This window comes from Nocardioides carbamazepini, from assembly GCF_024614185.1.
GTDB lineage: Bacteria > Actinomycetota > Actinomycetes > Propionibacteriales > Nocardioidaceae > Nocardioides > Nocardioides carbamazepini.
Window position 1 is genome coordinate 332016 of record NZ_JAHTLF010000003.1, and the last position, 22873, is coordinate 354888.

18 protein-coding genes and 1 pseudogene are annotated in these 22873 nt (G+C 71.0%); 13 read left to right on the forward strand and 6 right to left on the reverse strand.

From position 1 onward, the window contains the following. Positions 1 to 110: 110 nt before the first annotated feature. Positions 111 to 1109, reverse strand: a complete 999-nt coding sequence (locus KVF89_RS02135; protein ID WP_308212697.1) for a nitrilase-related carbon-nitrogen hydrolase — start codon at positions 1107 to 1109, stop codon at positions 111 to 113. 88 nt (positions 1110 to 1197) lie between these two features. Then, positions 1198 to 1881 (reverse strand): GntR family transcriptional regulator, encoded by a 684-nt coding sequence (locus KVF89_RS02140; RefSeq protein ID WP_257422938.1) that lies wholly within the window; start codon positions 1879 to 1881, stop codon positions 1198 to 1200. A 359-nt stretch (positions 1882 to 2240) separates the two neighbouring features. On the opposite strand from KVF89_RS02140, the gene KVF89_RS02145 reads away from it, so the two are divergent. From KVF89_RS02145 to KVF89_RS02195, 12 genes and pseudogenes are all read left to right on the forward strand, one after another. Further along, positions 2241 to 3425, forward strand: a complete 1185-nt coding sequence (locus KVF89_RS02145) for a pyridoxal phosphate-dependent decarboxylase family protein (protein WP_257422940.1) — start codon at positions 2241 to 2243, stop codon at positions 3423 to 3425. 155 nt (positions 3426 to 3580) lie between these two features. Beyond that, complete coding sequence (locus tag KVF89_RS02150; protein WP_257422942.1) at positions 3581 to 5221, forward strand: ABC transporter substrate-binding protein; 1641 nt, start codon at positions 3581 to 3583, stop codon at positions 5219 to 5221. A gap of 11 nt (positions 5222 to 5232) precedes the next feature. After that, complete coding sequence (locus KVF89_RS02155; RefSeq protein WP_257422944.1) at positions 5233 to 6210, forward strand: ABC transporter permease; 978 nt, start codon at positions 5233 to 5235, stop codon at positions 6208 to 6210. Continuing rightward, entirely contained in the window at positions 6207 to 7118 is a 912-nt protein-coding gene (locus KVF89_RS02160) for an ABC transporter permease (protein ID WP_257422945.1), read from the forward strand. Before KVF89_RS02155 ends, KVF89_RS02160 begins: the two co-directional genes overlap by 4 nt. Before the next feature lie 5 nt (positions 7119 to 7123). Further along, a pseudogene (locus tag KVF89_RS30555) lies at positions 7124 to 7456 on the forward strand (ATP-binding cassette domain-containing protein); the annotation flags it as partial. Between the two features lie 44 nt (positions 7457 to 7500). After that, positions 7501 to 8100, forward strand: coding sequence for an oligopeptide/dipeptide ABC transporter ATP-binding protein (locus KVF89_RS02165; RefSeq protein ID WP_372497839.1), 600 nt, complete (start codon positions 7501 to 7503; stop codon positions 8098 to 8100). Beyond that, entirely contained in the window at positions 8097 to 9161 is a 1065-nt protein-coding gene (locus tag KVF89_RS02170; RefSeq protein ID WP_257422947.1) for an ABC transporter ATP-binding protein, read from the forward strand. Before KVF89_RS02165 ends, KVF89_RS02170 begins: the two co-directional genes overlap by 4 nt. Beyond that, positions 9158 to 10696: an aldehyde dehydrogenase gene (locus tag KVF89_RS02175; protein ID WP_257422948.1), complete on the forward strand. Its 1539-nt coding sequence runs from the start codon at positions 9158 to 9160 to the stop codon at positions 10694 to 10696. The genes KVF89_RS02170 and KVF89_RS02175 overlap by 4 nt, the downstream gene beginning before the upstream one ends. A gap of 95 nt (positions 10697 to 10791) precedes the next feature. After that, positions 10792 to 11964, forward strand: coding sequence for an NAD(P)/FAD-dependent oxidoreductase (locus KVF89_RS02180; protein ID WP_257422950.1), 1173 nt, complete (start codon positions 10792 to 10794; stop codon positions 11962 to 11964). A 69-nt stretch (positions 11965 to 12033) separates the two neighbouring features. After that, on the forward strand, positions 12034 to 13593 hold the full coding sequence (locus KVF89_RS02185) for a N,N-dimethylformamidase beta subunit family domain-containing protein (RefSeq protein ID WP_257422951.1): 1560 nt from the start codon (positions 12034 to 12036) through the stop codon (positions 13591 to 13593). Continuing rightward, positions 13586 to 14341: an aldolase/citrate lyase family protein gene (locus KVF89_RS02190; RefSeq protein WP_257422953.1), complete on the forward strand. Its 756-nt coding sequence runs from the start codon at positions 13586 to 13588 to the stop codon at positions 14339 to 14341. Before KVF89_RS02185 ends, KVF89_RS02190 begins: the two co-directional genes overlap by 8 nt. Further along, positions 14338 to 17814 carry an indolepyruvate ferredoxin oxidoreductase family protein gene (locus tag KVF89_RS02195; protein ID WP_257422956.1) on the forward strand — a complete coding sequence of 1159 codons (3477 nt, stop codon included), beginning with the start codon at positions 14338 to 14340 and terminating at the stop codon, positions 17812 to 17814. Before KVF89_RS02190 ends, KVF89_RS02195 begins: the two co-directional genes overlap by 4 nt. Positions 17815 to 17857: 43 nt before the next feature. Here KVF89_RS02195 and KVF89_RS02200 read toward each other — a convergent pair whose 3' ends face one another. Both KVF89_RS02200 and KVF89_RS02205 read right to left on the reverse strand, forming a co-directional pair. Next, on the reverse strand, positions 17858 to 18751 hold the full coding sequence (locus tag KVF89_RS02200; RefSeq protein WP_257422958.1) for a cation diffusion facilitator family transporter: 894 nt from the start codon (positions 18749 to 18751) through the stop codon (positions 17858 to 17860). Further along, positions 18751 to 19128: an ArsR/SmtB family transcription factor gene (locus tag KVF89_RS02205; protein WP_257422960.1), complete on the reverse strand. Its 378-nt coding sequence runs from the start codon at positions 19126 to 19128 to the stop codon at positions 18751 to 18753. Before KVF89_RS02205 ends, KVF89_RS02200 begins: the two co-directional genes overlap by 1 nt. Before the next feature lie 118 nt (positions 19129 to 19246). Between KVF89_RS02205 and KVF89_RS02210 the strand changes: the two genes are divergently transcribed. Continuing rightward, positions 19247 to 20824, forward strand: coding sequence for a PucR family transcriptional regulator (locus tag KVF89_RS02210; RefSeq protein ID WP_257422961.1), 1578 nt, complete (start codon positions 19247 to 19249; stop codon positions 20822 to 20824). Between the two features lie 15 nt (positions 20825 to 20839). Here the strand turns inward: KVF89_RS02210 and KVF89_RS02215 are convergent, their stop codons facing one another. Together KVF89_RS02215 and KVF89_RS02220 are read right to left on the reverse strand one after the other, a co-directional pair. Continuing rightward, positions 20840 to 22084, reverse strand: coding sequence for an NAD(P)/FAD-dependent oxidoreductase (locus KVF89_RS02215; protein ID WP_257422963.1), 1245 nt, complete (start codon positions 22082 to 22084; stop codon positions 20840 to 20842). A 151-nt stretch (positions 22085 to 22235) separates the two neighbouring features. Continuing rightward, positions 22236 to 22817 (reverse strand): hypothetical protein, encoded by a 582-nt coding sequence (locus tag KVF89_RS02220; protein ID WP_257422964.1) that lies wholly within the window; start codon positions 22815 to 22817, stop codon positions 22236 to 22238. Positions 22818 to 22873: the final 56 nt, after the last annotated feature.

A 22873-nucleotide genomic window follows, 5' to 3' on the forward strand; every position in this document is an offset into this window, starting at 1 on the left:
TGACCGCTGGCACCGCCGCCGTTCCCGATCGGCCGGGTCGGCACGTGGGAGGTCGCTGAGCAGACCCGCGGGCTTCTTTCGTCGTCGACTGCGGCTGACGCGCCCCCGCCTCACCTGTCGACGCGATCCGAGATCGCGCCGAGAGGTCGGCCGGGCTCGACGGGCGCCAGCAGCGCGCCGTAGGTGTCGGGCCGGCGGGTGGTCAGGAACGGGAAGAGCTCCAGCCAGTCCCGCCTCTGGTCGAGGTCGAGATCGGCCACCACGACCGCTTCGGCTCCCCGTGGAGCCTGTGCCAGAACGCGGCCATACGGGTCGGAGATGAACGACGTCCCGTAGAACGTGAGCGGGCCCTCGACGCCTGTCCGGTTCGGAACCACCATGAACGTGCCGGCCGTGATGCCGTTCGCCACGATGACGCTCTGCCACAGCGGCTGGGTGTCGAAGCCCGGGTGTGCCGGCTCCGATCCGATCGCGGTCGGGTAGACGAGGACCTCGGCGCCGGCGAGGGAGTAGGCGCGCGCCAACTCGGGGAACCACTCGTCCCAGCAGGTGGGCAGGCCGATCCGGCACTCGCTCAGCCGCGGGACCTCGTAGACCGGGTGCGGGTCGGTGGCAGGACCGGGCCGGAAGTAGGTGTCCTCGTAGTAGCCGTCGGTGACCGGGATGTGGAGCTTGCGGGTGCGGCCGACCAGATCCCCTTCGGGGTCCACCAGGAAGGCGGTGTTGTATCCGAGGCCGTCCTCCCCGGAGACACGCTCGTAGAGCGAGGCGTGGACGAAGATGCCGAGTCGCTGCGCGGTCTCGCGGGCGAAGGCCATCGTGGGCCCATCGCTCAACGACTCGGCCTGATCCACCGGTCGGTGACCTCCGCGGACGGCGGCCGGATATCTCGCCAGGGTGAGCTCAGGGAAGAACACCACGCCGGCGCCGGCCCGGGCAGCCTGTTCGGCGCCACCTCGCAGCGCGGATAGCAGCGCCGCGGCGTCGGCGCGCCACCTGTGCTGGACGAGCCCGACCCTGAGCGGGGGCCGGGCGCTGGGGCGGGTCCGCGCCGGGGACCCCGGCAGATCATCGATCCGGCAGATGAGTTCCACAGGTCCATTCCTCACGAAAGCGCGTCAACAGATCGACCACGACGGTGTCATCGTAGTCATATCCTACCGGCATTCCAATGATGGGACGCCGTGGCCGCGCGACTCAGCGGAAGCGACGCAGGATGTGGATGTTGACCGATTCGACGTGGGTGCGCATGGCTCTCTCGGCCTGCGCCGGGTCGCGAGACTCGAGTGCTTCGAGGATCGTCACGTGCTCGTCGAAGGACAGCCGGTAACGGCGCTCGTCCTTGCCGATGAGCTCGTTGATGCCGCGGTTCACCTGGTTGCGCACCGTGGCGAGGATCTGCTCCATCTTCGCGTTGTTGGCGGCACGCAGGATCGTTCCGTGCAGGAGGTCGTTGACCCGCTTCATCGCCTCGATGTCCGCGGCAGGGTCGTCGCCGAGTCGCGCCGCCGTCTCGTCGAACGTCTCTCGTAGTTCGGTGAGCTCGGCATCGCCGATCCGGTCGGTCGCGAGCATGGCCAGGTAGCCCTCGACCGCCTCGCGCACCTCCAGTGCCTCACGCAACTCCAAGTAGGACAGGTGGGGAATCAGGTACCCCACGTGAGGAATGGGGGAGACGAGTCCCTCGGACTCCAGGCGCAGGAGGGCCTCGCGCACCGGAGTCTTCGACATGCCGAGAGTGGTCGCGAGCTCGGTCTCGGACAGGCGGGAGCCGGCCGGCAGGCCGGACACGACCAGCTCGACGAGGCGCTCGTAGGCCTGGTCGGCCAGCCGCGGTTTGGCGGCCGCCGGTCCTGTCGCCTTCGCGGCTGGTGTGGACACAGTGAACTCCCTTTGTGCAGATGTCGCGGGCGCGGACGCCCCTGGGTGCTCCGACCTCACCGGACGCGGCACCCCGCGCGGGGTGCCGCGCTCCTAGCAGGATAGCGGCTCGACATCACCGGCCTAACACGGTGGCCGTCGCCTGCTTCCTCCTGGCGGGCGGACGACGGCGGACCTGCGTCGCGGAGGCGCCTGGCGTCCCACCATCCAATACACTAGTGACATATTACTCATCCATCGGTTAGATTCCACTAAGCCCGTTGAGAGGAGCCGCCGTCGTGTCGCTGAAGCCCACGTCGCACCAGTCCCCTGACGAGACGTTCCCGCAGCGGGGAGCGCCACTCGCCGAGGTGGAGGACATGCTGAATGCCCTGTACGACCAGGTCCCTCCGGTTCGGCAGGGCCGGTTCGGGATGTTCTCGCTGCGCGGCAATGACGAGATCCAGGAGGCCGCTCGGCGCGGGTACGAGCGCTTCTTCAGCATCAACGGGCTCTTCGCCCGGGTGTTGCCCAGCCTCAAGCTCATGCACGACGAGCTGCTGGCTGCCTGGGCGTCGGAGCTCCACACGACCGCCGACTGCGGTGTCCTCACCTCGGGTGGCTCGGACAGCATCTTCAATGCCGTGCACTCCATCCGTGAGTGGGCCCGGGAACGTCACGGGGACGAGGCGGACGTCGAGATCGTCGCACCGTTCTCAGCGCATGCCGCCTTCACCAAGGCCTGCCACTTCCTGGGCGTACGCCTGGTTCGGGTCCCGCTCACAGGCGAGTACCGGGTGGACCTCGCCGCGATGGAGGCGGCCATCACCGACCGCACCGCAGCGCTGATCGCCTCGGCGCCGTCGTGGCCGCACGGCGTCTACGACCCGATCGCCGCGGTGGGCGCGCTGGCCCGTGAGCGAGACCTCTGGCTGCATGTCGATGCGTGTGTCGGCGGGTGCATGACGCCGTTCGTGCGCGATCTGGGATATCCCGTTCCGGCGTTCGCGTTCGACGTCGAGGGCGTGTCGTCGGTGAGCCTTGATCTGCACAAGTACGGCTACGCGCCCAAGCCGTGTTCGGCGCTGTTCTACGCCAGTCCGGATCTGCGGCGGTTCCAGGGCTTCAGCACCGAGGACTGGTCGAACGGTCTCTACCGCACGGATGCGTTCGTCGGCTCCCGGCCGGCCGGCGCGATATCCGGTGCCTGGGCGGTCCTCCGTCACCTGGGCCGCGACGGATATCTGCGGACAGCGCAACGGACCATGGCCGTGCGGGACCGCGTGATCGCCGCGGTCGAGCAGATTCCCGAGCTGCACGTGGTGGGCAGCGAGATGTCCCTGGTCGCGATCGGGGCTGCGGAGCTGGACATCACCGAGATCGGCCAGGGCCTCTCGGGACGCGGATGGTCGGTCTTCGGCGTCGCTCATCCGCCACTGATCCATCTGACCTGCGACGCCGTGGACGACGAGCTGGTGGACGAGTTCCTCGCCGATCTGGTCGCCGTGACCGCCGACGTCTCGCAAGGGGTCGCGGTCGCGGATGGAGACATCAGCTACACCTAACCGGCCCCCAGGGGCGTCAACGGATCACCGGGTCGGTGTCAAGCAGGCCTCGCCCGGCTTACACAAGAAGGCAGGGGATGTTCGTGGTCAGGAAGCATGACGGGATCGCAGATGTGGCCGGGCACGTGTTGTCACGGCGCTCCATGCTCTTCCGCATGGGCGTCGGCGGTGCGATGGTCGTCGGCCTGCCCTCGCTGTTGGCCGCCTGCGGTGACTCGGGGTCGTCGGGCGGCAACGCCGCCACGCTCCGCATCGGATTGACCTCGGAGATGGACTCTCTCAACCCGTTCGTGCAGCAGAGCGCGGCGGCGGTGATCGCCACGCACCTGCTGTACCCCACCCTGTTGCGGCTCGAGGGCGACGACTTCGCTGTCGAGCCGGACCTGGCCGACGACTACGAGGTGGCCCCCGACGGCAGGTTGATCACGTTCACCCTCAAGACCACTGCCAAGTGGTCCGACGGCGAGCCCGTCACGGCTCGGGACGCGGCGTTCACCATCAACATGCTGGTGCAGCACCGTGAGGGCGCGGCCGCACTGCTGGCGCAGTACGTCGTCGGCATCACCGAGGCCGAGGCGACCGACGACGAGACGCTGGTGGTGCGGTACAGCGAGCCCATCGCCAATGCGACGGGTCTGTTGACGCGGGTCGTGATCCTGCCCGAGCACGCTTGGAGCGAGCCGGCCTCGGGCGACGGCGCTGCCCTCAAGACCGTCGAGTTCAACGAAGGCACCGTCTGCGGCGGCCAGTTCGTGCTCACGAAGTACACCCCGAAGGAGATCGTCCTGCTCGAGGCGCACGCCGACTGGTACGGCGACAAGCAGTCGATCTCGACTCTCGGGTTCGTGACCTTCGGCGCCCCGGACGCGATGATCAAGGCGTTGGAGTCCAGCGAGATCGACGCTGTCGCCCTGCTCTCGCCCAGCACGGTCGGGGGCAGCCTCGACCAGCTCGAGGGGAAGGGACTCACCACCGACCAGGCGCCCGGGTTCGTCATGAACAACGTCTACTTCAACGTCAACCCGAAGAAGACCCAGCACCGCGAGCTCCTGGAGCCCGAGGTCCGCCGGGCGCTGTCGATGGGGATTGATCGCGAGCGCATCGTCGAGGTGGTCCTCTTCGGGATGGGCGAGCCCGCGGGATCGCTGGTCTACCCCGCCATGGGCGACTGGCACGACTCGAGCCTCGTTCCCGATGCCTTCGACGTCGACGGGGCGAACGAGATCCTCGACGGTCTCGGTTTCGAGCGTGGCTCCGACGGGATCCGGATGGCCGGCGACGAGAAGATGTCGTACACCGTCAACCTGGCGAGCGGCCTCGCCGGCGGCGACCGCATCCTGCAGATCATCAGTGACGGATGGACGCAGCTCGGCGTCGCGGTGAAGCCCAGCACGCTCGATGCGGCGGCGATGATCGACGCCATCAGCGCGCCGGACGGGAAGTACCTCACCAATGACATCGCCGTGTGGGGCTTCTTGCCTGCGTCGCCGGATCCCTCGGCGGTCCTCGACCACTTCATCACCGCGTCGATCGGCGGCTTCAACAACTGCCACTACTCCGATCCGGAGTTCGACCGGATGTACGACGAGCAGAACGCCACCCTCGACGTGGACGGGCGCCGGCGGATGGTCTACGACCTGCAGCGACGCTTCTTCGATGCCCGGGCGATGCTCGCGCTGGTCTACGTCAACGCCCTGGCCGCCTCGGGCTCGAAGCTGACGGGGTACCAGATGTCCGGCTTCGGGCCCTTCAACGCCGTGTCGCGTGACCAGGTCACGCAGCTACGCCCGGCGTAGGGGTCGGCCAGGTGGGTGCTCTGCGCACGATCGGCAGGCGGCTCGTGGGAGCCGTCCTGCTGATCTGGCTGGCGGTGACGTTCGACTTCTTCCTCTTTCGCCTCGCGCCGGGCAATCCGGTCGATCAGATGAGCCGGATCCCGCAGGGGAGTGCTGAGCTGCAGGCCCAGCTGAATCGCGAGTTCGGCCTCGACCAGCCGATGCTGGTGCAGTACCTGCGGTACCTGGAGCAGCTGTCCCAGGGCAATCTGGGCGTCTCCTTCGTGAACCGGAGGCCGGTCCGGGAGAACCTGGTCGATGCCCTCCTCAACACGCTGCCGCTCGTCGGTCTGGGGCTCCTGGTCGCGATCGCTCTCGGCATCGGCCTGGGCGTCCTGGCCGGCGCCTACCGGGGCCGATCGGTCGACCACGGCGCGGTGACGCTCGCGACGTTCATGTACTCCCTCCCGCCCCAATGGGTCGGCATGGTGCTTCTCTTCCTCTTCTCCGGGCTGCTGCCGACGGGTGGGATGACCGACCAGTTCCTCATCGATCCCACCCCCGCGCAGAAGCTGCTCGACGTCGGCCGTCATCTGCTCCTGCCGGCGCTGACCCTGGGACTGGTGATGTTCGGGCAGTACACGCTGATCATGCGCTCCTCGATGGTCGAGACCCTCAGCGACGACTATGTGCTCACCGCTCGGGCCAAGGGCTTCCGACCCCGCTATGTCCTCCGTCGGCACGCTCTCCGCAACGCGCTGCTGCCCACCGTCACTCTCATCGGGCTCTCGGTCGGCGCCATGGTGGGTGGCGCGATCCTCATCGAGGTCGTCTTCTCCTGGCCCGGGGTGGGACGGACGATCTACGACTCGATCGTGGCTCGGGACTACCCGATGATGCAGGGAGCCTTCCTGGTGTTCACCGTCTCGGTCGTGCTGTTCAACCTGCTGGCGGACGCGACCTACAGCCTCCTCGACCCGCGAGTACGCCGTGCGGGAGCGGGCCGGTGAGCGCGCTTGCCGAGTCCGCGCGCTCGACGCGCAGGACCGCGAGGCGGCCGACGCCGGGACTCGTCTTCAGCATCGCCGTCCTGTCCCTCTTCACCGCCGGCGCGCTGTTGGCGCCGGCACTGTTCCCCGCCGGGTCGGGCGCCCAGGTGGGCGACCCCTACGCCTTCCCCTCGAGCTCCCACGTGCTGGGACTCGACGACGCCGGCTCCGACGTGGTGGCGGAGCTGCTCTGGGGAGCGCGCGTCTCCTTGTTGGTCGGTGTCCTGGCCGGTGTCATGACGGTCGTGCTCGGTGGGATCGCCGGGCTGGTCAGCGGGTACTTCGGAGGGTGGTTCGAGACCCTGCTGATGCGGACCACGGACTTCTTCCTGGTCATCCCGGTGTTGCCGGTGATGATCGTGGTCGCCGCGCTCTACGGCACCCGCCTGGTCAACACCATCGTGATCATCGGCCTGCTGTCGTGGCCGGGCACCGCGCGGGTGGTGCGGTCGCAGGCCAAGACCGTGCGCCAGCGGCTCTATGTGCGCCGGGCGCGGGCCATGGGTGCCAGTCACGGACGCACTCTGATCCAGCACGTGCTGCCGCAGGTGGTGCCGCTGCTGGGCGCGAGCACGGCACTGGCGATCGGCCACGCGATCTTCTTCGAGGCGGCGCTGCGCTTCCTCGGTCTCGCCGACCGCAGCACGACCTCGTGGGGCCAGATGATCGCCGACTCCTTCGAACGGGGTGCGATCACCGCCGAGGCGTGGTGGGTGCTCCTGCCCCCCGGCCTGGCCATCGGCCTGGTCCTGCTCAGCACGACCGTCATCGGACGGCAGCTCGAGCAGCGGACCAACCCGCGGCTGTCGGTCTCCCACCTCGGGTTGCGGTCGTTCCGCCGGCCCACGCCCGTCCAGGAGGCGCAGTGAACGACATGACGCCGTGTCTCGACGTGCGCGGGCTCGACGTGCTGCTGCGTTCCGAGGGCCGTGACCTCCACCTGGTGCGCGACGTGTCGTTCACGGTGCAGAACGGCGAACGATTCGGGCTGATCGGCGAGTCCGGTTGCGGGAAGACCACCACGTTGATGGCGCTGATGGGGCTGCTCTCCGACAACGCAACGGTGGGCGGCGAGGTGCGGATCGACGGTACCGAGATCCTCGGGGGCGGCGAGAAGCACGTCCGCCGGCATCGCTGGCGCGACATCGCGGTCGTCTTCCAGAGCGCCATGAACTCGCTGAACCCGGTCCTGACCGTCGGGCGACAGATCGCCGAGGCCGCCTCCCGGAGCACCACGGCGCCCCAGGCTCCCTGCGCGAGCGGGTGTCGCGGGTCCTCGAAGTCGTGGGGCTCCGTGCCGAGGTCGCTCAGCGCTACCCGCATGAACTGTCCGGCGGCATGCGGCAGCGGGTGGCGATCGCCATGGCCGTCGCCTGTGAGCCGCGGGTCCTGCTGGCCGATGAGCCCACGACCGCCCTCGACGTCATCGTCCAGGCGCAGGTGCTGACCGCGCTGGAGAGGGCGTGCGCCGAGACCGGAGCGGCACTGGTCCTCGTCTCCCACGACATGGGAGTCATCGGTGAGGTCTGCGACCGGGCTGCCGTGATGTACGGCGGGCAGGTCATCGAGACGGGCACGATCGGGGCCCTGCTGCACGACCCGGCGCATCCCTACACCCGCCTGCTCGTCGACGCGAGCCCGAAGCTCGCGGATCCGAGCCGCGAGCTGGTCTCGATCCCGGGGGCGCCGCCTCGTCCCGGCATCGACTTCCCCGGATGCAGCTTCGCGGAGCGGTGCCCGAGCAGGTTCGCCCCCTGCGCCGACGACCTCCCGGCGCTCGTGCGCCTGGGGTCCGGACATCACCAGGCCAGATGCCATCTCTACAACGACCCGGCCGAGGAGGACCAGTGAGCGAGGAGTCACCCGCCCTGGTGATCGACCACCTGGACGTGCGGTACGGAGCCCGGCGGGCCGTCGACGACGTCTCGATCACGGTGCGCGGTGGGGAGCTCGTGGCGGTGGTCGGTGAGTCCGGCTGCGGAAAGAGCTCGACCGCGATGGCAGCCGTGGGCCTCCTGAAGCCGGCGGCCGGCTCCGTCCGAGTGACCGGCACCGACCTCGTGAGTGCGCGGGGCCGCGGGCGACGCGAGCTGTTGCGGTCGATACAGCTGATCTGCCAGGACCCCTACGAGGCGCTCGACCCGCGGTTCACCGTCGAGGACGTCGTCGCGGAGCCATTGTTGGTGCACCGCGTCACCACGAGCGCTGCCAAGCGCCGTGCGCTGGTCGTCGGTGCACTGGAGCGGGCCGGCGTTCCCGCGGCGGAGGGCTACCTCGGCCGTTACCCCCACCAGCTCTCGGGAGGCCAGCTGCAACGCATCGCCATCGCCTCGGCGATCGTGCTCGAGCCCCGCGTGCTGATCGCGGACGAGCCGGTGTCGATGCTCGACGTGTCCCTACGCGCCGGGGTCCTCAAGCTGTTCGCGGACCTGCGGGACTCCGGAATCGCCATCCTGATGATCACTCACGACCTCGTGACCGCCGCGCAGTACGCCGACCGAGTGGTGGTCATGTACGCCGGCCGGGTCGTCGAGGAGGGCCGCCCCGACGTCGTCCTCTCCTCGCCACGGCACCCCTACACCCAGGCGCTGCTGGCTGCCGTCCCCGACCCGGAGCGGTCGCGGAGCTCCCCGCGCCCCGAGCTTCCCGGGGAGCCGCCGGACCTGGCGGCGTTGCCTCCCGGATGCCGGTTCCAACCGCGCTGCCCGGTGTCGCTGGACGAATGCGCCCTGGTCGACCCGGAACTGCACGCGCAGCCGAGCATCTCGCCGACCCACGCCATCCATCTCGTCGCGTGCGTCCGTGCGTTCCCCGGCGCCGACGACGTCCCTACCCGCGCCCCTGAGGCCGCGGCCGTCCAGAGCCGCGGCGCCCCGTCCGAGCTCTCCTCCCACGACGGACCTGCGTCGTGACGGCGCTTCCGGCGGCACCCCTCCCGCAGCGGCGCGCGCACGAGGGCGGGCCGCTGCCCCGCTACGAGCACTTCGTCGCCGGCTCGTGGATGCCGCCGGGGGGTGGTCGCTATCTGGAGAGCACCGACCCCACCTCCGCTCAGCCGTGGTACGAGTTCGCCCGAGGGGACGAGGACGACGCGCGACTCGCGGTCGGGGCAGCGTACGAGGCCTTCCACGACTCCAGCTGGCGCGACCTGCCGCAGAGCCGCCGCAGCTCCTTGCTGCGGCGGCTGGCCGGCTTGGTTCACGAGCATGTCGAGGATCTGGCGCTCACCGAGACGCTCGACAACGGCAAGCTGCTGTCGGAGATGCGCGGTCAGCTCGCCAGCCTTCCGGCGCATCTCCACTACTACGCCGGCCTCGCCGAGCAGCTGTGCGGGGAGACGGTGCCGGGCCCGCATCCGGCGATCCTGAACTACACCCTGCGCGAACCGCTCGGCGTCGTGGTGGCCATCACGCCGTGGAACTCCCCCCTGCTGCTGACCACGAGCAAGATCGGTCCCGCCCTGGCGGCCGGCAACACCGTCGTGGTCAAGCCCTCGGAGCACACGTCGGCCTCGGTGCTGCGGCTCGCGCCCCTGTTCGAGGAGGCGGGATTCCCGCCTGGTGTGTTCAACGTGGTCACCGGGCTCGGCCGCGAGGTGGGCCAGGCCCTCGTGGAGGACTCGCGGGTCGCGAAGGTCAGCTTCACCGGCAGTACGCACACCGGTTCGGAGCTGGCCGCGAGCTGCGGCGCCCGGTTCGTGCGGACCACACTGGAGCTGGGCGGCAAGTCACCGCATCTGGTGTTCCCTGGCGCCGACCTGGACCAGGCGGCGGTGGGCATCGTCGCCGGTGTGTTCGCTGCCGCCGGCCAGAGCTGTGTGGCCGGCAGCCGGGTCCTGGTCCCGCGGTCGCTGCACGACGAGCTGGCCGAGCGGGTCGTCGAGCGGGCGCGCAGCATCCGGATCGGCGACCCGCTCGAGCCGGCCACCCAGCTCGGCCAGCTCGCCACCGCGCAGCAGTTGGCGCGGGTCGAGGAGTATGTCGCTCTCGGGGTGGCCGAGGGTGCGCGCGTCCTCACCGGAGGGGACCGGCGCTCGATCGCCGGGCTGGCGGGCTACTTCATGGAGCCGACGGTGTTCGTCGGCGGGGACAATCGCATGCGGTTGTGCCAGGAGGAGATCTTCGGGCCCGTGGTCACGTTCATCTCCGTCGACTCCGAGGACGAGGCGATCGACCTGGCGAACCACACGCGGTACGGGCTGGCGGCGGGGGTGTGGACCGCCGACCTGTCCAGGGCCCACCGGGTGGCGGCGCGCCTCGACGCCGGCACGGTGTGGATCAACACCTACCGATGCACCTCGCCCATGTCGCCGCGCTCGGGGTTCAAGGACAGCGGGATCGGCATCGAGCACAGCGCGCACTCGATGGCGGAGTACACCCGGCTCAAGAGCGTCTGGGTCGAGACCCGCGAGGGGTTCGCCGACGACCCGTTCGTCCTGCGGACATGACTGGACGCGCCACGCAGCATATGAGTAATATCTTGGTATCGCCCATGTAGAACACCACTAGTACTCTACCTACCGACCACCCAAGGAGCAGCCTCGTGTCGTTGAACCAGAACCCAGATGTCGTCGTGGTGGGAGCGGGAGCGGTGGGCACGTCGTGCGCCTACCACCTCGCGGCAGCCGGGCTGAAGGTGCTCGTGGTCGAGCAGGACCGCGTCGCGGCCGGTTCCTCGACCTGTGCCACCGGCGCGATGTACTCCATCTCGGCCGACTTCAACGACGCCGACTACCTGCGCTGGGGCGTGCGGGGGCACCACTCGACGAAGGCCATCGTGCCGGTCCTCGAAGACCTCTCGGGAGTCAGGACCGGCTACCAGTGCCGCCCCGCCATGCGGCTGGCGGTCGACGACGAGGAGGAGCGTCAGGTCCGCGCGGACCTCGAGTGGCAGGCCGAGGTCATGAACACTCGCTGGCTGGACCCCGACGATGTCCGGGCGATCGAGCCGGCCATCACCCCTGAGGTCCGCGGCGCGGCATTCGAGCCCGAGGCGCTGCAGGTCCCGGCCGACCGGCTCTCGCATGCGTTCATGCGCTCTGCTGAGCGCTTCGGTGCGGCACTCTTCCCTTCGACGATCACCGGCCTCGAGCGCCGTGGCGACCGGGTGGTCGGGGTGACCCACAAGCAGGGAACGATCGCATGCGACAACGTCGTGCTCGCCATGGGCGCCTCGGCCGCGCTCGCCTCGAAGTGGCTCGGCTACGCGGTGCCCGTGCGTCCGCTGCGCGGCGAGCGACTGATGCTGCGCTGGCCGTCCCAGCCGCTGCAGGCCATCCTGTCCACCCCTCGCCGCGGCCATCTGATCAGCAGGCTCGACGGCTACCTCAGCGTCGGCAGCACGGGCGGCCGGGACTTCGACGACCGGGAGAACTGGATCGTCGGCCAGGACGAGGCGGTGGCGGATCCGCACCCCGAGCCGAGTCCGGAAGCTCGTGAAGAGCTCCTGCGGCGGGCCACCGAGGTGCTGCCCACGGTCAAGTACGCCACTGTCGGGCAGCACATCACCGGCATCCGGCCCCTGTCGCGCGACACCCGACCGCTCATCGGCGCGGTGCCCGGCATCGAGGGCGCCTACCTCGCCACCGGTCACACCCACCGAGGCATCCACCTCGCGGCCGCCACCGGCGAGCTGGTGCGCGACCTGCTCGTGCACGGCCGCTCGCTGCAGCCGAGCTGCGACCCGGCCCTGTTCGACCCGGCCCGCTTTCTCTGACCGGGCCGCGGCCGGTCGGCCGCGCACCGTACGGAGGATCCAGAGGCGCGAAGAAGGAGATCACAGGAGATGAAGTCCCCGGACAACATGCTGCGGGCGGCCGTCGAGGGCTACGTCAGTGGCGGACGGAGCTTCGTGGCCGGCGAGACCGTGAAGGTGCACTGCAGCTCGGAGCGACCGGCGTTCGACGTCCAGATCGCGCGTCGCGGAGCGAACCGGCACGTCGTGTGGGCGGCGAGCGGCCTCCCCGGGCGGCACCACGACGTGCCGGACGACGTCGGCGCCCGGGGTTGCGGCTGGCCGCCCTCGTTCGAGGTGGAGGTGTCACCTGACTGGGCCCCCGGCTACTACGAGGTGCGGTTCAACTGGCCCGACAAGTCGCTGGACGAGCTCGACCAGCCGGCGTTCTTCGTGGTCCGCAGTGCGGAGCCGGCTGGTTCCCGGCCGGCCACGCTGATGCTGATCACCGACACGACGTACAACGCCTACAACGACTGGAACCACAGCCTCAGCCTCTACACCGGTGGCGTGCGCGTCTCTTGGGAGCGACCGTTCGCACCGGGGTTCCTCAGCCGTCCACCGGACATCAAGCTCCGTGCCGCGACCGCGATGGGTGTCTACGACCCCGACTTCCGCGACCAGCGGGAGACGGTCGACGCGTACCGCCTCTCCGGCTGGTGCTACGGGTCGGGGTTCCACCAGTGGGAGCGGCCGTTCGTCTCCTGGGCCGAGCGGGAGGGGTTCGAGCTCGACTTCGCGGTGAGCTCGGACCTCGAGCTCCGGCCGGAGATCCTCGAGGGCCGTCGGCTGGTGGTCAGCGTCGGGCATGACGAGTACTGGTCGGCCGGGATGCGCGACTCGATCGAGCGCTACATCGCCGAGGGCGGCAATGCCGCCTTCCTGACCGGCAACGCGGTGTTCTGGCAGGTCCGTCTCGAGGACGGTGGGCGGGCGATGACCTGCTACAAGTACGCCGCGCCGAACGATGATCCGGAGCGGGGGACCCCGTTGCAGAGCGGGATGTGGTCTGACCACGTCGTCGGCCGCCCGGAGAACCACCTGACGGGGGTCAGCTTCACCCGGGGCGGCTACGTACGAGCCGGGCAGGCAACGCCCCGCGGTCCGGGGGGCTACCTCGTCTGGCGACCTGATCACTGGGTGTTCGAGGGCACCGACCTGAGGTACGGCGACCTGCTCGGTGCCAAGCACGGCGTGGTCGGCTACGAGGCCGACGGGTGTGAGCTCACCTACGGCGAGGACGGGCTGCCCGCCGCCACGCACGCGGACGGCACCCCGGACTCGTTCGAGGTGCTGGCGACCTCACCGGCTCGCCTGTGGGCCAAGGCCGACCTGCCGCCGACGACCGAGGGGGTCGACGGGGGGATGTCCGACCTGGGCTACACGCAGTGGCGGGTGCTCGGCATCGAGCCGGACCGCCTCGAGCGCGACCTCGATCCGGCCGCGGAGAGGCTGGGCCACGGCAACGCCGTGATGGGGGTCTACACCCGAGGAGGCACGGTGTTCACCAGCGGCTGCACCGACTGGGTACACGGCTTGGAGGGCCGGGATCCGCTGGTCACCCGGATCACCCACAACCTGCTCACGCGTCTCGGTGGCGACGGTGCGTAGCGCCCCGGACGGGCACCGCCAGCTGGGCCTCCTCACCTCGTCGGTGGACCCGGTGCTCGTCGACTCGGTCACCCAGGCCGGGATGGACTTCCTCTGGCTCGACGCCGAGTACACCGGCCTCACGCCGAACCAGGTCGGCGACGTGGTTCGCCGACTCGCCAACAGCGGGACTCGAACGATGGTGCGGGTGCCGAACCTCGACCCGGGGACCCTGCTCACCTTCGCCAACACGGGCGTCGACGAGCTCGTGCTGCCCAGGGTCCGCACGCTCGAGGACATCGAGCAGGCCCGTGCCTGGCTGACCTACCCGCCGGCCGGGATACGACCGCGCCAGGTCGTGCCGGCCACCGACTGGGGGACGTCGTACGACAGGCAGCCGGACGTCAGCATCATCGTGGAGACGATGGAGGCGGTGCGCTGCCTGGACCGGATCGCCCAGGCGGGCTGCGTCGCCACCTACTGGCTCGGGCCGAAGGACCTCAGCGACGACCACGAGCACGAAGGCGGTGCCCGCGGCGCCTTCGACGACGTGCTGAACGCGCTGCTGGACACGCTGCGTGACGCCGACCTCCAGTTCGGCTGGGGGGTGCCCGACCCATCCGACGTCGCCTCGGTCTGGCAGGCGGGGGCGAGTCGCTGTGCCCTGTACTGGGACGTCCACCTGGCCCGACACCTGACGCGCTCCACCGGCACCGGGATCGTGCGGAGCCCTGCGCCGGTCGCGGGCGTCGACCCGGTGACCCGGTGACGCTCGACGAACGACGTCGGCTCACGCTGAGCGATCGGTACGAGAAGGAGGCCGGCGAGGTCTATCTCTCCGGGCTCCAGGCGCTGGTCCGCATCCCGCTCGACCAGCATCGGCTCGACGCTGCCCAGGGGCGGAGCGTTCGCACGCTGATCTCGGGCTACGAGGGCTCCCCGCTCGCGGGCTACGACCTCGAGATCGCTCGGCGGTCCGCACTCCTGGAGGCGGCCGGTGTCGTCTTCCGGCCGTCGGTCAACGAGGAGCTCGCGGCCAACGCGGTGCAGGGATCGCAGCTCGCCTCCGCCTCTCCGGACAGGAGCGCCGACGGCGTCGTGGGAATCTGGTACGGCAAGGCGCCCGGGCTCGACAGGGCAACCGACGCACTGCGTCACGGGAACCTCGGTGGAGCCGACCCGCGCGGCGGCGTCCTGGTCCTGGTGGGCGACGACTCCATCGCGAAGTCGTCCACCGTGCCCAGTGCATCGGAGGTGGCCATGGCGGAGATCGGGCTGCCCGTCCTAGCACCCGCAGACCCACAGGACGTCCTGGACCTGGGCCTGCACGGCATCGCGCTGTCGAGGTTCTGCGGCCTCTGGACCGGGCTCAAGCTCGCCACCAACGTCGTGGACGGTGCGGCGTCCGCCCGAGTGTCACCCGGACGCGTTGTGCCGGTGACCCCCAGCAGGGAGATCGCCGGGGCGGAGTTCGCCCACGAGGTCTCTGCCCACTTCCTCCAGCCGCAGCTGGGCCGCCTCGAGCAGACCCTGATGAACGAGCGGGTGGAGCTTGCTCGTCGCTACGCGGCGGCGAACGGGCTGAACGTGATCTCCGGTGACGGAGACGCGCGGGTGGGCGTCATCGCTGGAGGGGCCACCTACCTCGACGTGTGTCAGGCGCTGACGCTCCTGGGACTCGACCCTGCGCGGCTCGAAGGAACCGGGGTGCGGCTGCTGAAGCTCGGCATGATCTCGCCACTCGAGCCCGGGATCATCGAGGAGTTCTGCCGCGACCTCGACGAGGTGGTCGTCGTGGAGGAGAAGCGGTCCTTCATCGAGGCGGCCGTCAAGGACCAGCTCTACGGCTCGGTCGGCGCTCCGTCCGTCAGCGGCCGCCGCACCCCCGACGGGCGGGAGCTCTTCCGGTCCTACGGCGACCTGCCTCCCGACCTCATCGCCGAGCGCCTTGGCCCTCGGCTTCCCGGCGGTCCCGGCCGCCTGTCGGTGGCCGGCGAGCCCACCCGTCGGCTGCTCCCGATGGTCAGCCGCACGCCGTACTTCTGCTCGGGGTGCCCGCACAACCGCTCGACCGAGGTTCCGGACGGCTCGCTCGTCGGGGCCGGTATCGGCTGCTCGGCCCTGGCGGCCCTGATGCCGGCGGAACGTGTGGGCAACGTCATCGGCTTCACCCAGATGGGCGGCGAGGGCGGCTCCTGGATCGGGATGGCGCCCTTCGTCAAGCAGCAGCACCTGATCCAGAACGTCGGCGACGGGACCTTCCACCACTCCGCGAGTCTGGCGGTCCGCGCAGCGGTCGCCTCCGGGGTCCGAATGACCTACAAGATCCTCTACAACGACGCGGTCGCCATGACCGGCGGGCAGGAGGCGGTCGGCAAGATGACGGTCTCCGCACTGGTCCGCTCACTGGCGGCCGAGGGAGTGTCGCGGACGGTCATCACGACGGACGCACCGAAGAAGTACCGCAGGGTTCGGCTGCCGCGCGGCGTGACCGTCGCACACAGGGACCGGCTGACCGCCGTACAGGAGGAGCTTGCCCAGGTCGACGGCGTCACGGTGATCGTGCACGACCAGGAGTGCGCCACCGAGCTGCGGCGCAAGCGCAAGCGGAACCTGGCCCCTGACAGTGAGCTGCGGGTGATGATCAACGAGCGGGTGTGCGAAGGGTGCGGCGACTGCGGGGTCAAGTCGAACTGCCTGTCGGTGCAGCCGGTCGACACCGAGTTCGGTCGGAAGACCCGCATCCACCAGGCCTCCTGCAACGGCGACGTCTCCTGCCTCGACGGCGACTGTCCGTCGTTCATCGCGATCAAGCCCGGCAAGCGCAGCACAGCACGCGCTCGTCGGGGGGCGGATGTCCCGGTCGACGCTCTGCCGGACCCTCGGCTGCGGGTGCCGGTCGACCGCTTCAATCTGCGCATCACCGGCGTGGGCGGCACCGGTGTCGTCACCATCGCGCAGGTGATCGCCACTGCCGCGTCCATCGAGGGCAGGTATGTGCGCAGCCTCGACCAGCTGGGCATGGCCCAGAAGGGCGGTGCGGTCGTCTCCGATGTTCGGATGGGACTCACCGCCTTCCAGGGCGCCAACAAGGTCGACCCCGGCGAGTGCGACCTCTACCTCGGGTGCGACCTGCTGGTCGCGGCGAGCGACGCCAACCTGGCTGTGCTTTCGCCGGAGCGGTCGATCGCGGTCGTGTCGACGTCCAATGTGCCCACCGGCCAGATGGTGACGGACCCGTCGGTGACGTACCCGGAGGTCGGCTCCACGGTCGAGCGGGTGCTGGGCGGCTCGCGGCGCGAGCACGCCGTGACCGTCGATGCTCGCGAGGCGGTGCTGGCGCTGCTCGGTGACGACCAGTACGCCAACGTGTTCCTGGTGGGTGCTGCCGTGCAGGCAGGTGCGCTCCCGATCGCCCCGGCGATCCTCGAGGAGGCGCTGGCGTTGAACGACGTCGCCGTCGACCGCAACCTGCAGGCGTTCCGATGGGGACGGTGGTACGTCGCCGACCCGAACGTCGTGCGCCGCGCGATGGCGTCCGCTGGACCTCGTCCAGTTGACGGTCAGGCAGCCGTGCCGTCGACCGACCCCGATGAGGACGACGTGGCGCGCCTGGTCGCCGCGCGCGTCGGCGACCTCACCGCCTACCAGGATGAGGACTACGCCGCGCGCTACGCCCGCGAGGTCGGCATCGTCGCCCGTGCCGAGCGGGAGGCGCTCGGATCGATCGGCGGGCTCTCGTACTCGTACGCCCGCCACCTCTACAAGCTGATGGCCTACAAGGACGAGTACGAGGTGGCGCGACTCTCGCTCGACCCGGCGGTCGACCAGGCGGTCCGCGACGCCTTCGGCGAGGACGCGAGGTACTGGTACCGCCTCCACCCGCCGATCCTCCGGGCCCTCGGGATGAAGCGGAAGATCGCGGTGGGCCCGTGGTTCCGGGTGGTCTTCCGGGGCCTGTATGCCTTGCGGTGGCTGCGGGGGACGGCCTTCGACCCGTTCGGCCGCGGTGAGGTACGCGCGGTCGAACGCGCGTTGGCCGGCGAGTACCGCGACCTGGTGGAGCGGTCCGTGGAGCGACTCGAGCCGGCCACGGCGAAGACGGTCCAGGCCCTGGTGGACCTCCCGGACGCCGTCCGCGGCTACGAGCAGATCAAGCTGGACAGCATCCGGGGCTTCCGGGCCGCCGCGGCCGCCCTCGAGCGACAGCTGTCCGAACAGGCCGACCAGGTGGGGCGGTGACCACGACCGGCGACAGTGCGGCCGGCGACGCCGCGGCCCGGCGTCACCACGAGAGCTCGTTGCAGGCGGTGGCGTCCGACTCGACCTGGAGCGTGGCGTGGTCGACGCCGTACTTCTCCCGCAGGGTCGCCTGCGCGGCGACGAGGACGTCGCGGGACGCGCCGGGCGCGGCGACCAGATGGGCGGTGGCGACGTTCATGCCGGAGGTGAGCGCCCACAGGTGCAGGTCATGGACCTCCGCGACGCCGTCGACGGCGACGAGGGTCGCCTCGACCTCGGCGGGATCCATCCCGGCGGGCGCGTGCTGGCCGAGCACGCTGAGGACCTCGCGGCCGAGCATCAGGGCACGGACGACCACGAAGGCCGCGATGGCCAGGGCGATGCCGGTGTCCCACCAGGCGCTGCCGGTGAGGGCGATCATGAGGCCGGCGGCGATCACACCGACCGAGCCGACGGTGTCGGCGACGACCTCCAGGTAGGCGCCCTTGACATTGATGCTCTCGCCGGCGCCGCCGCGCAGGAGGCCGAGGGCCACCAGGTTGATGAGGAGGCCGATGGCGCCGACCAGCATCACCGCGCCCGACTCGAGCTCGACCGTCTCGCCGATGCGCTTGATGCCCTCGATGGCGACATAGGCGCCGGCGCCGAGCATGAGCAGGACGGTCAGGCCGGAGGCGAAGACCTCAGCCCGGTAGGAGCCGAAGGTCTTGCGTCCGGTGCGGTCGGTCATCGTGGCGATGCGGGTCGCGGCGAGCGCGGCGCCCAGGGCGACGACGTCCGCCGCCATGTGTCCGGCATCCGAGAGGAGGGCCAGGGATCCCGACCAGAGGCCGACGGCGAGCTCGACGCCGAAGAACGAGCCGACGAGACCGAAGGCGAGCGCCAGGCGCCAGCGGTGGCGCCCGCCCGCGTGCCCGTGACCGTGTCCGGCGCCCATCAGCCGGCCATCCTCGTGTTGGGGCACAGGACGACCGCGTCGCCCGTGGCCGACAGCAGCGTCTCGGCCGCGGCGAACACCCCGACCACCGCGGCGGGCTGGGTGAGCGTGAAGACGGATGCGCGCCCGACCGGTCGCGATGTCACCAGACCGCAGTCGCGCAGGCAGGCGAGGTGCTTGGAGACCGTCGACTGGGCCAGACCCAGGTGCGAGGTCAGCTCGGCCACGTTGTGCTCGCCCAGCAGCAGGTGGCGCAGGATCGCCACCCGGGACGGGTCGCCCATCGCCCGGAACAGACAGGCCGCCGCGACCGCCGCGGCCTGTTCGTCGACCTCGACGTCCTCGAGAGAGGGGTTCGTCCCGGAATTCATCGCCATGCGACGATGATAGCGACAGTTGGTCGGGGTAGGTCAAGTCCGGGCAGTGAGGGTGCCCGCACCGGCCCGCCATCGACCCGTGGCGGCGGCGGGTCCGCGTCTCGGGCACACTCGCTCCATGATGACCGCCGAGCAGATCGGGGCAGCCCTGACGCCGAGCTTCCTGACCACGGTCGTGGTCGGCGAGGCGCGGCAGGTGAGCGGCCTGGAGCTGGTCGAGGCCGGGACGCGGGAGGCCGTGCTCCCCGGTGACCTGACCGTGGCCGTCGGCGTGCGGGACGAGGCGGACCTGCTGGTCGTCGTCGACGCCGTCCGCGCCTGTGCCGGTCTCGTCGCCCGGCGCGCGCTGGCCGTCTCCCCGGCGGTGGCCGCGGCCTGTCGGGAGCGCGGACTGACGCTGCTGGCGCTCGCCGACGACACGGCGCTGTCGGCGGCCGTGACGGTGCTGCGCGACGTCGTCGCCCAGACGGGCCGCGACGCCGACGGATGGTCGTCCGGCAGCGTGTACACCGACCTGTTCGCGCTCGCCGACGTCCTCGCCGCGCTGCTCGACGCGCCGGTCACCATCGAGGACGCCCGGTCCCGGGTGCTGGCGTACTCGAGCGGCCAGCACGGCATCGACGACGCGCGGACCTCCACGATCATCGGCCGACAGGTCCCGCGCGAGGTTCGCGACCACTTCCGGTCGCTGGGGGTGTTCCGGCGGATCGCCCACTCCGACGAGCCGGTGTTCGTGCCCGCGGGCGGCGCGGAGGTGAAGCCACGGCTGGTGATCCCGGTCCGTGCCGGCGGCGAGTGGCTCGGCTCGGTGTGGGCGGTCGTGGCCGCCGAGCCCGCGGCGGACGCCGTAGCCCGCGCCCGGACGGCGGCGGAGGTGCTCGCCCTCCACTTCCTGCGTCTGCGGACGCGCGGGGAGCTGCACCGGCGTCTCGAGAGCGAGCAGGTGCGCGCGGTCCTCCGCGGCGAGGCGGCGACCCTGCCAGGAGGGAGTGACGGTCCCTGGCGAGCCGTCGCGCTGGCCGGGCCCCGCAGCGACCTGGAGCCGGAGGAGCGGGTCACGGTCTGGACGGCACTCGCCCAGCGCCACGGATGGCGCGCGCCGCTCCTGTGTGACGTGGACGGCGTCGTCTGTGCCGTGGTGCGGGACCGACCTGCCGCCGGACCCGGCAGCTGGACCTGGCTGCGCGACCTGGTGGAGGCCGAGGCGCGGGCCGACCCGACCCTGGCGGCGGCAGCGGGCGGCGCGGTCGACACCACCGAACGACTCGTCGTCTCGGCCGCGCAGGCCGTCGAGGTGGCCGGGCTGCGCCGTACCGCCGGACGACCGGTGCCCGCCGTCTCCACTGTCGACGAGGCGTGGCCGGCGCTCGTGCTCGCCCGTGCGGTGCGCGGCGCCGGAGCCGCCGCGCCGGTCTCGCCGATCGCGGCGCTCGTCGAGCAGGACCGCGAGCACGACAGCGAGCTCGTCGCGACGCTCTGCGCCGTGATCGACCACTGGGGAGAGCCGCAGCGCGCGGCGCGCGCGCTCGGCGTGCACCCCAACACCGTCCGGAACCGGTTGGCCCGGCTGACCCGGGCGGTGCCCGTCGATCTCGAGGAACCGGTGACCCGGTTGGCGCTGCGGCTCGAGGCCCTCCACCCGGACCTCATCGATCCCGCCGGTCCCGCCGGTCCCGTCGATCGCGGCGCCGGCTGAGCCCTGGGTAGGGAATCAGCGCAGCGGGTCGACGGCGCGCAGCGCCTCGGGCGTGCGCCCGGTGACGATCTGCTCGGCGAGCAGCTTCCCGGTGACGGGACCGAGCGTGATCCCCCACATGCCGTGGCCGCCCGCGACGAACACCCGGGGGTCGCGGGTCGCGCCGATCAGCGGCAGGCCGTCGGCCGTGCAGGGGCGGGCGCCGACCCACTCGTCCTTGCGCTCCTCGAGATGCGCGCCGACGAGGAGGCCGTCCGCCGCCCGCACCAGGGCCTGGATCCGGCGAGGATCCAGTGGCGCGTCGACGTCGCGGAACTCCATCATCCCGGCGATGCGCAGGCGCCCGTCGAGCGGCGTACAGGCCAGCCGCTGGGCCGGGAGGTAGACCGGTCCGCGCGGCAGCTGGTCGACCTCGACCGTGAAGCTGTAGCCCCGACCGGCCTGGACGATGCTGCGGACGCCGAAGGGACGGGCCAGCCGGCCGAGCCGGGCGCCGGTCGCGACCACCACGGCGTCGTACGTGCCATCGCCCACCCGCACGTCGGTGGCGCCGGAGGCGAGCGCCGTGACGTCGTGCCCGCCTCGGATCTCGCCACCCCGGCCGCGGACCGCGTCGGCGAGCGCGTGCACGTAGGCGGCCGGGTCGATGAACCGCTCACCGGTGAACCGGACGGCGGCATTGATCTCGCCGGAGAGCATCGGCTCCTCGCGTCGCGCCGCGGCACCGTCCAGCACGTCGAAGTCGACCTGCTGGCCGCAGTCGCGGATGTGGCGGATCTCCTCCAGGAGCAGCTCCCGCTCGGCCGGGGTGCGGTACGCCGCGAGGAACGGCTCGGCGGGCCGGGTGCTCGCCTCGACGCCCCCGGCCTCCAGCTCCGCGAACGCGGCGAGCGCCTGGTTGTTGAGCGGGATCAGGGCGCGCATCGCCCGCTGCCAGCGCGCGGGCGTGCAGTTGCGGGTGAACCGTGCCAGGAAGCGCAGCAGCCGCAGGTCGGCGGTCGGCGGCACATAGACGGGGGACGACGGGCTGAGGACCGCGCGGACGCCGAACTTCAGCACCGCCGGCTCCGGCAGGGGCACCGCGATGCTCGGGGTCAGCCAGCCGGCGTTGCCCCAGCTCGACCCGGCGGCCACGCCGTCACGGTCGAGCACCGTCACCTCGACACCCTGCTCCTGCAGGTGCCAGGCCGTCGCCAGGCCGACCATGCCGGCACCCACGACCGCGACCCGGCGCGGCGTCCGATTCCCTGAGCTGCTCATGCCGGACAGCCTGCCGGGGCCGGGCCACCCCGGCGCTGTCGTCTTCCCACAGCGGGCGGTCGCGGCGCTGGCCCCGGAGCACAGCGACGGATCAGGCCACCCGGCCGGGAGGGGCGGGGTGGCCTGACGTGGTGAGCATGCCGCGCACCGCTCAGCGCAGGAGGGGAAGCCTGCGGACGATCTCCGTGCGGGCCCAGAGCCGGCCGACGCCCCAGGTGTCTCCGGCGAGGGTGAGGGCGAGGACCAGCAGGGTCACCGCGCCGAGGAGGTGCTCGTCGAGGACCGGGTTGTTGGCGAGCGGCCAGGAGGCGACCCACATCAGCAGGTAGAGCGCGGCGCCGGTGATCGCGGCGAGGCGGATGCCGGCGCCGAGGGTCAGGGCGAGACCGATGCCGAGCAGGCCGAGCATGAAGAGCCAGTCCGCCCAGGCCGCGCCCGCGATCGAGGTGAAGGTCCCGTGGAACGGGTTGTCCGGCGAGACGCCGAAGTTGAGGAAGCCGAAGGTCGGGCTGCCTCCGTTGATCCAGGCGTCCGGGCCGAAGCGGTCGACGGCGCCGGTCTCGGCGTTGGTCCCCGTGGCATAGCCGAGGGCCAGCAGCTTGTCGAGGAAGGCCCACAGGAAGGTGAGGCCGAAGCCGACGCGCAGCACGGCGAGGGCGCGGCGCGCCGCGGAGTGCGTGACGACGTCCTGTTCGAGGAGGACGGCATCGTGGGTGGTCGAGGTGGCGGACATCGGATCCTCCTGGCTGGACGGTTGGTCGATGCCTTCAGGATCGTCCCGCCGTCCGG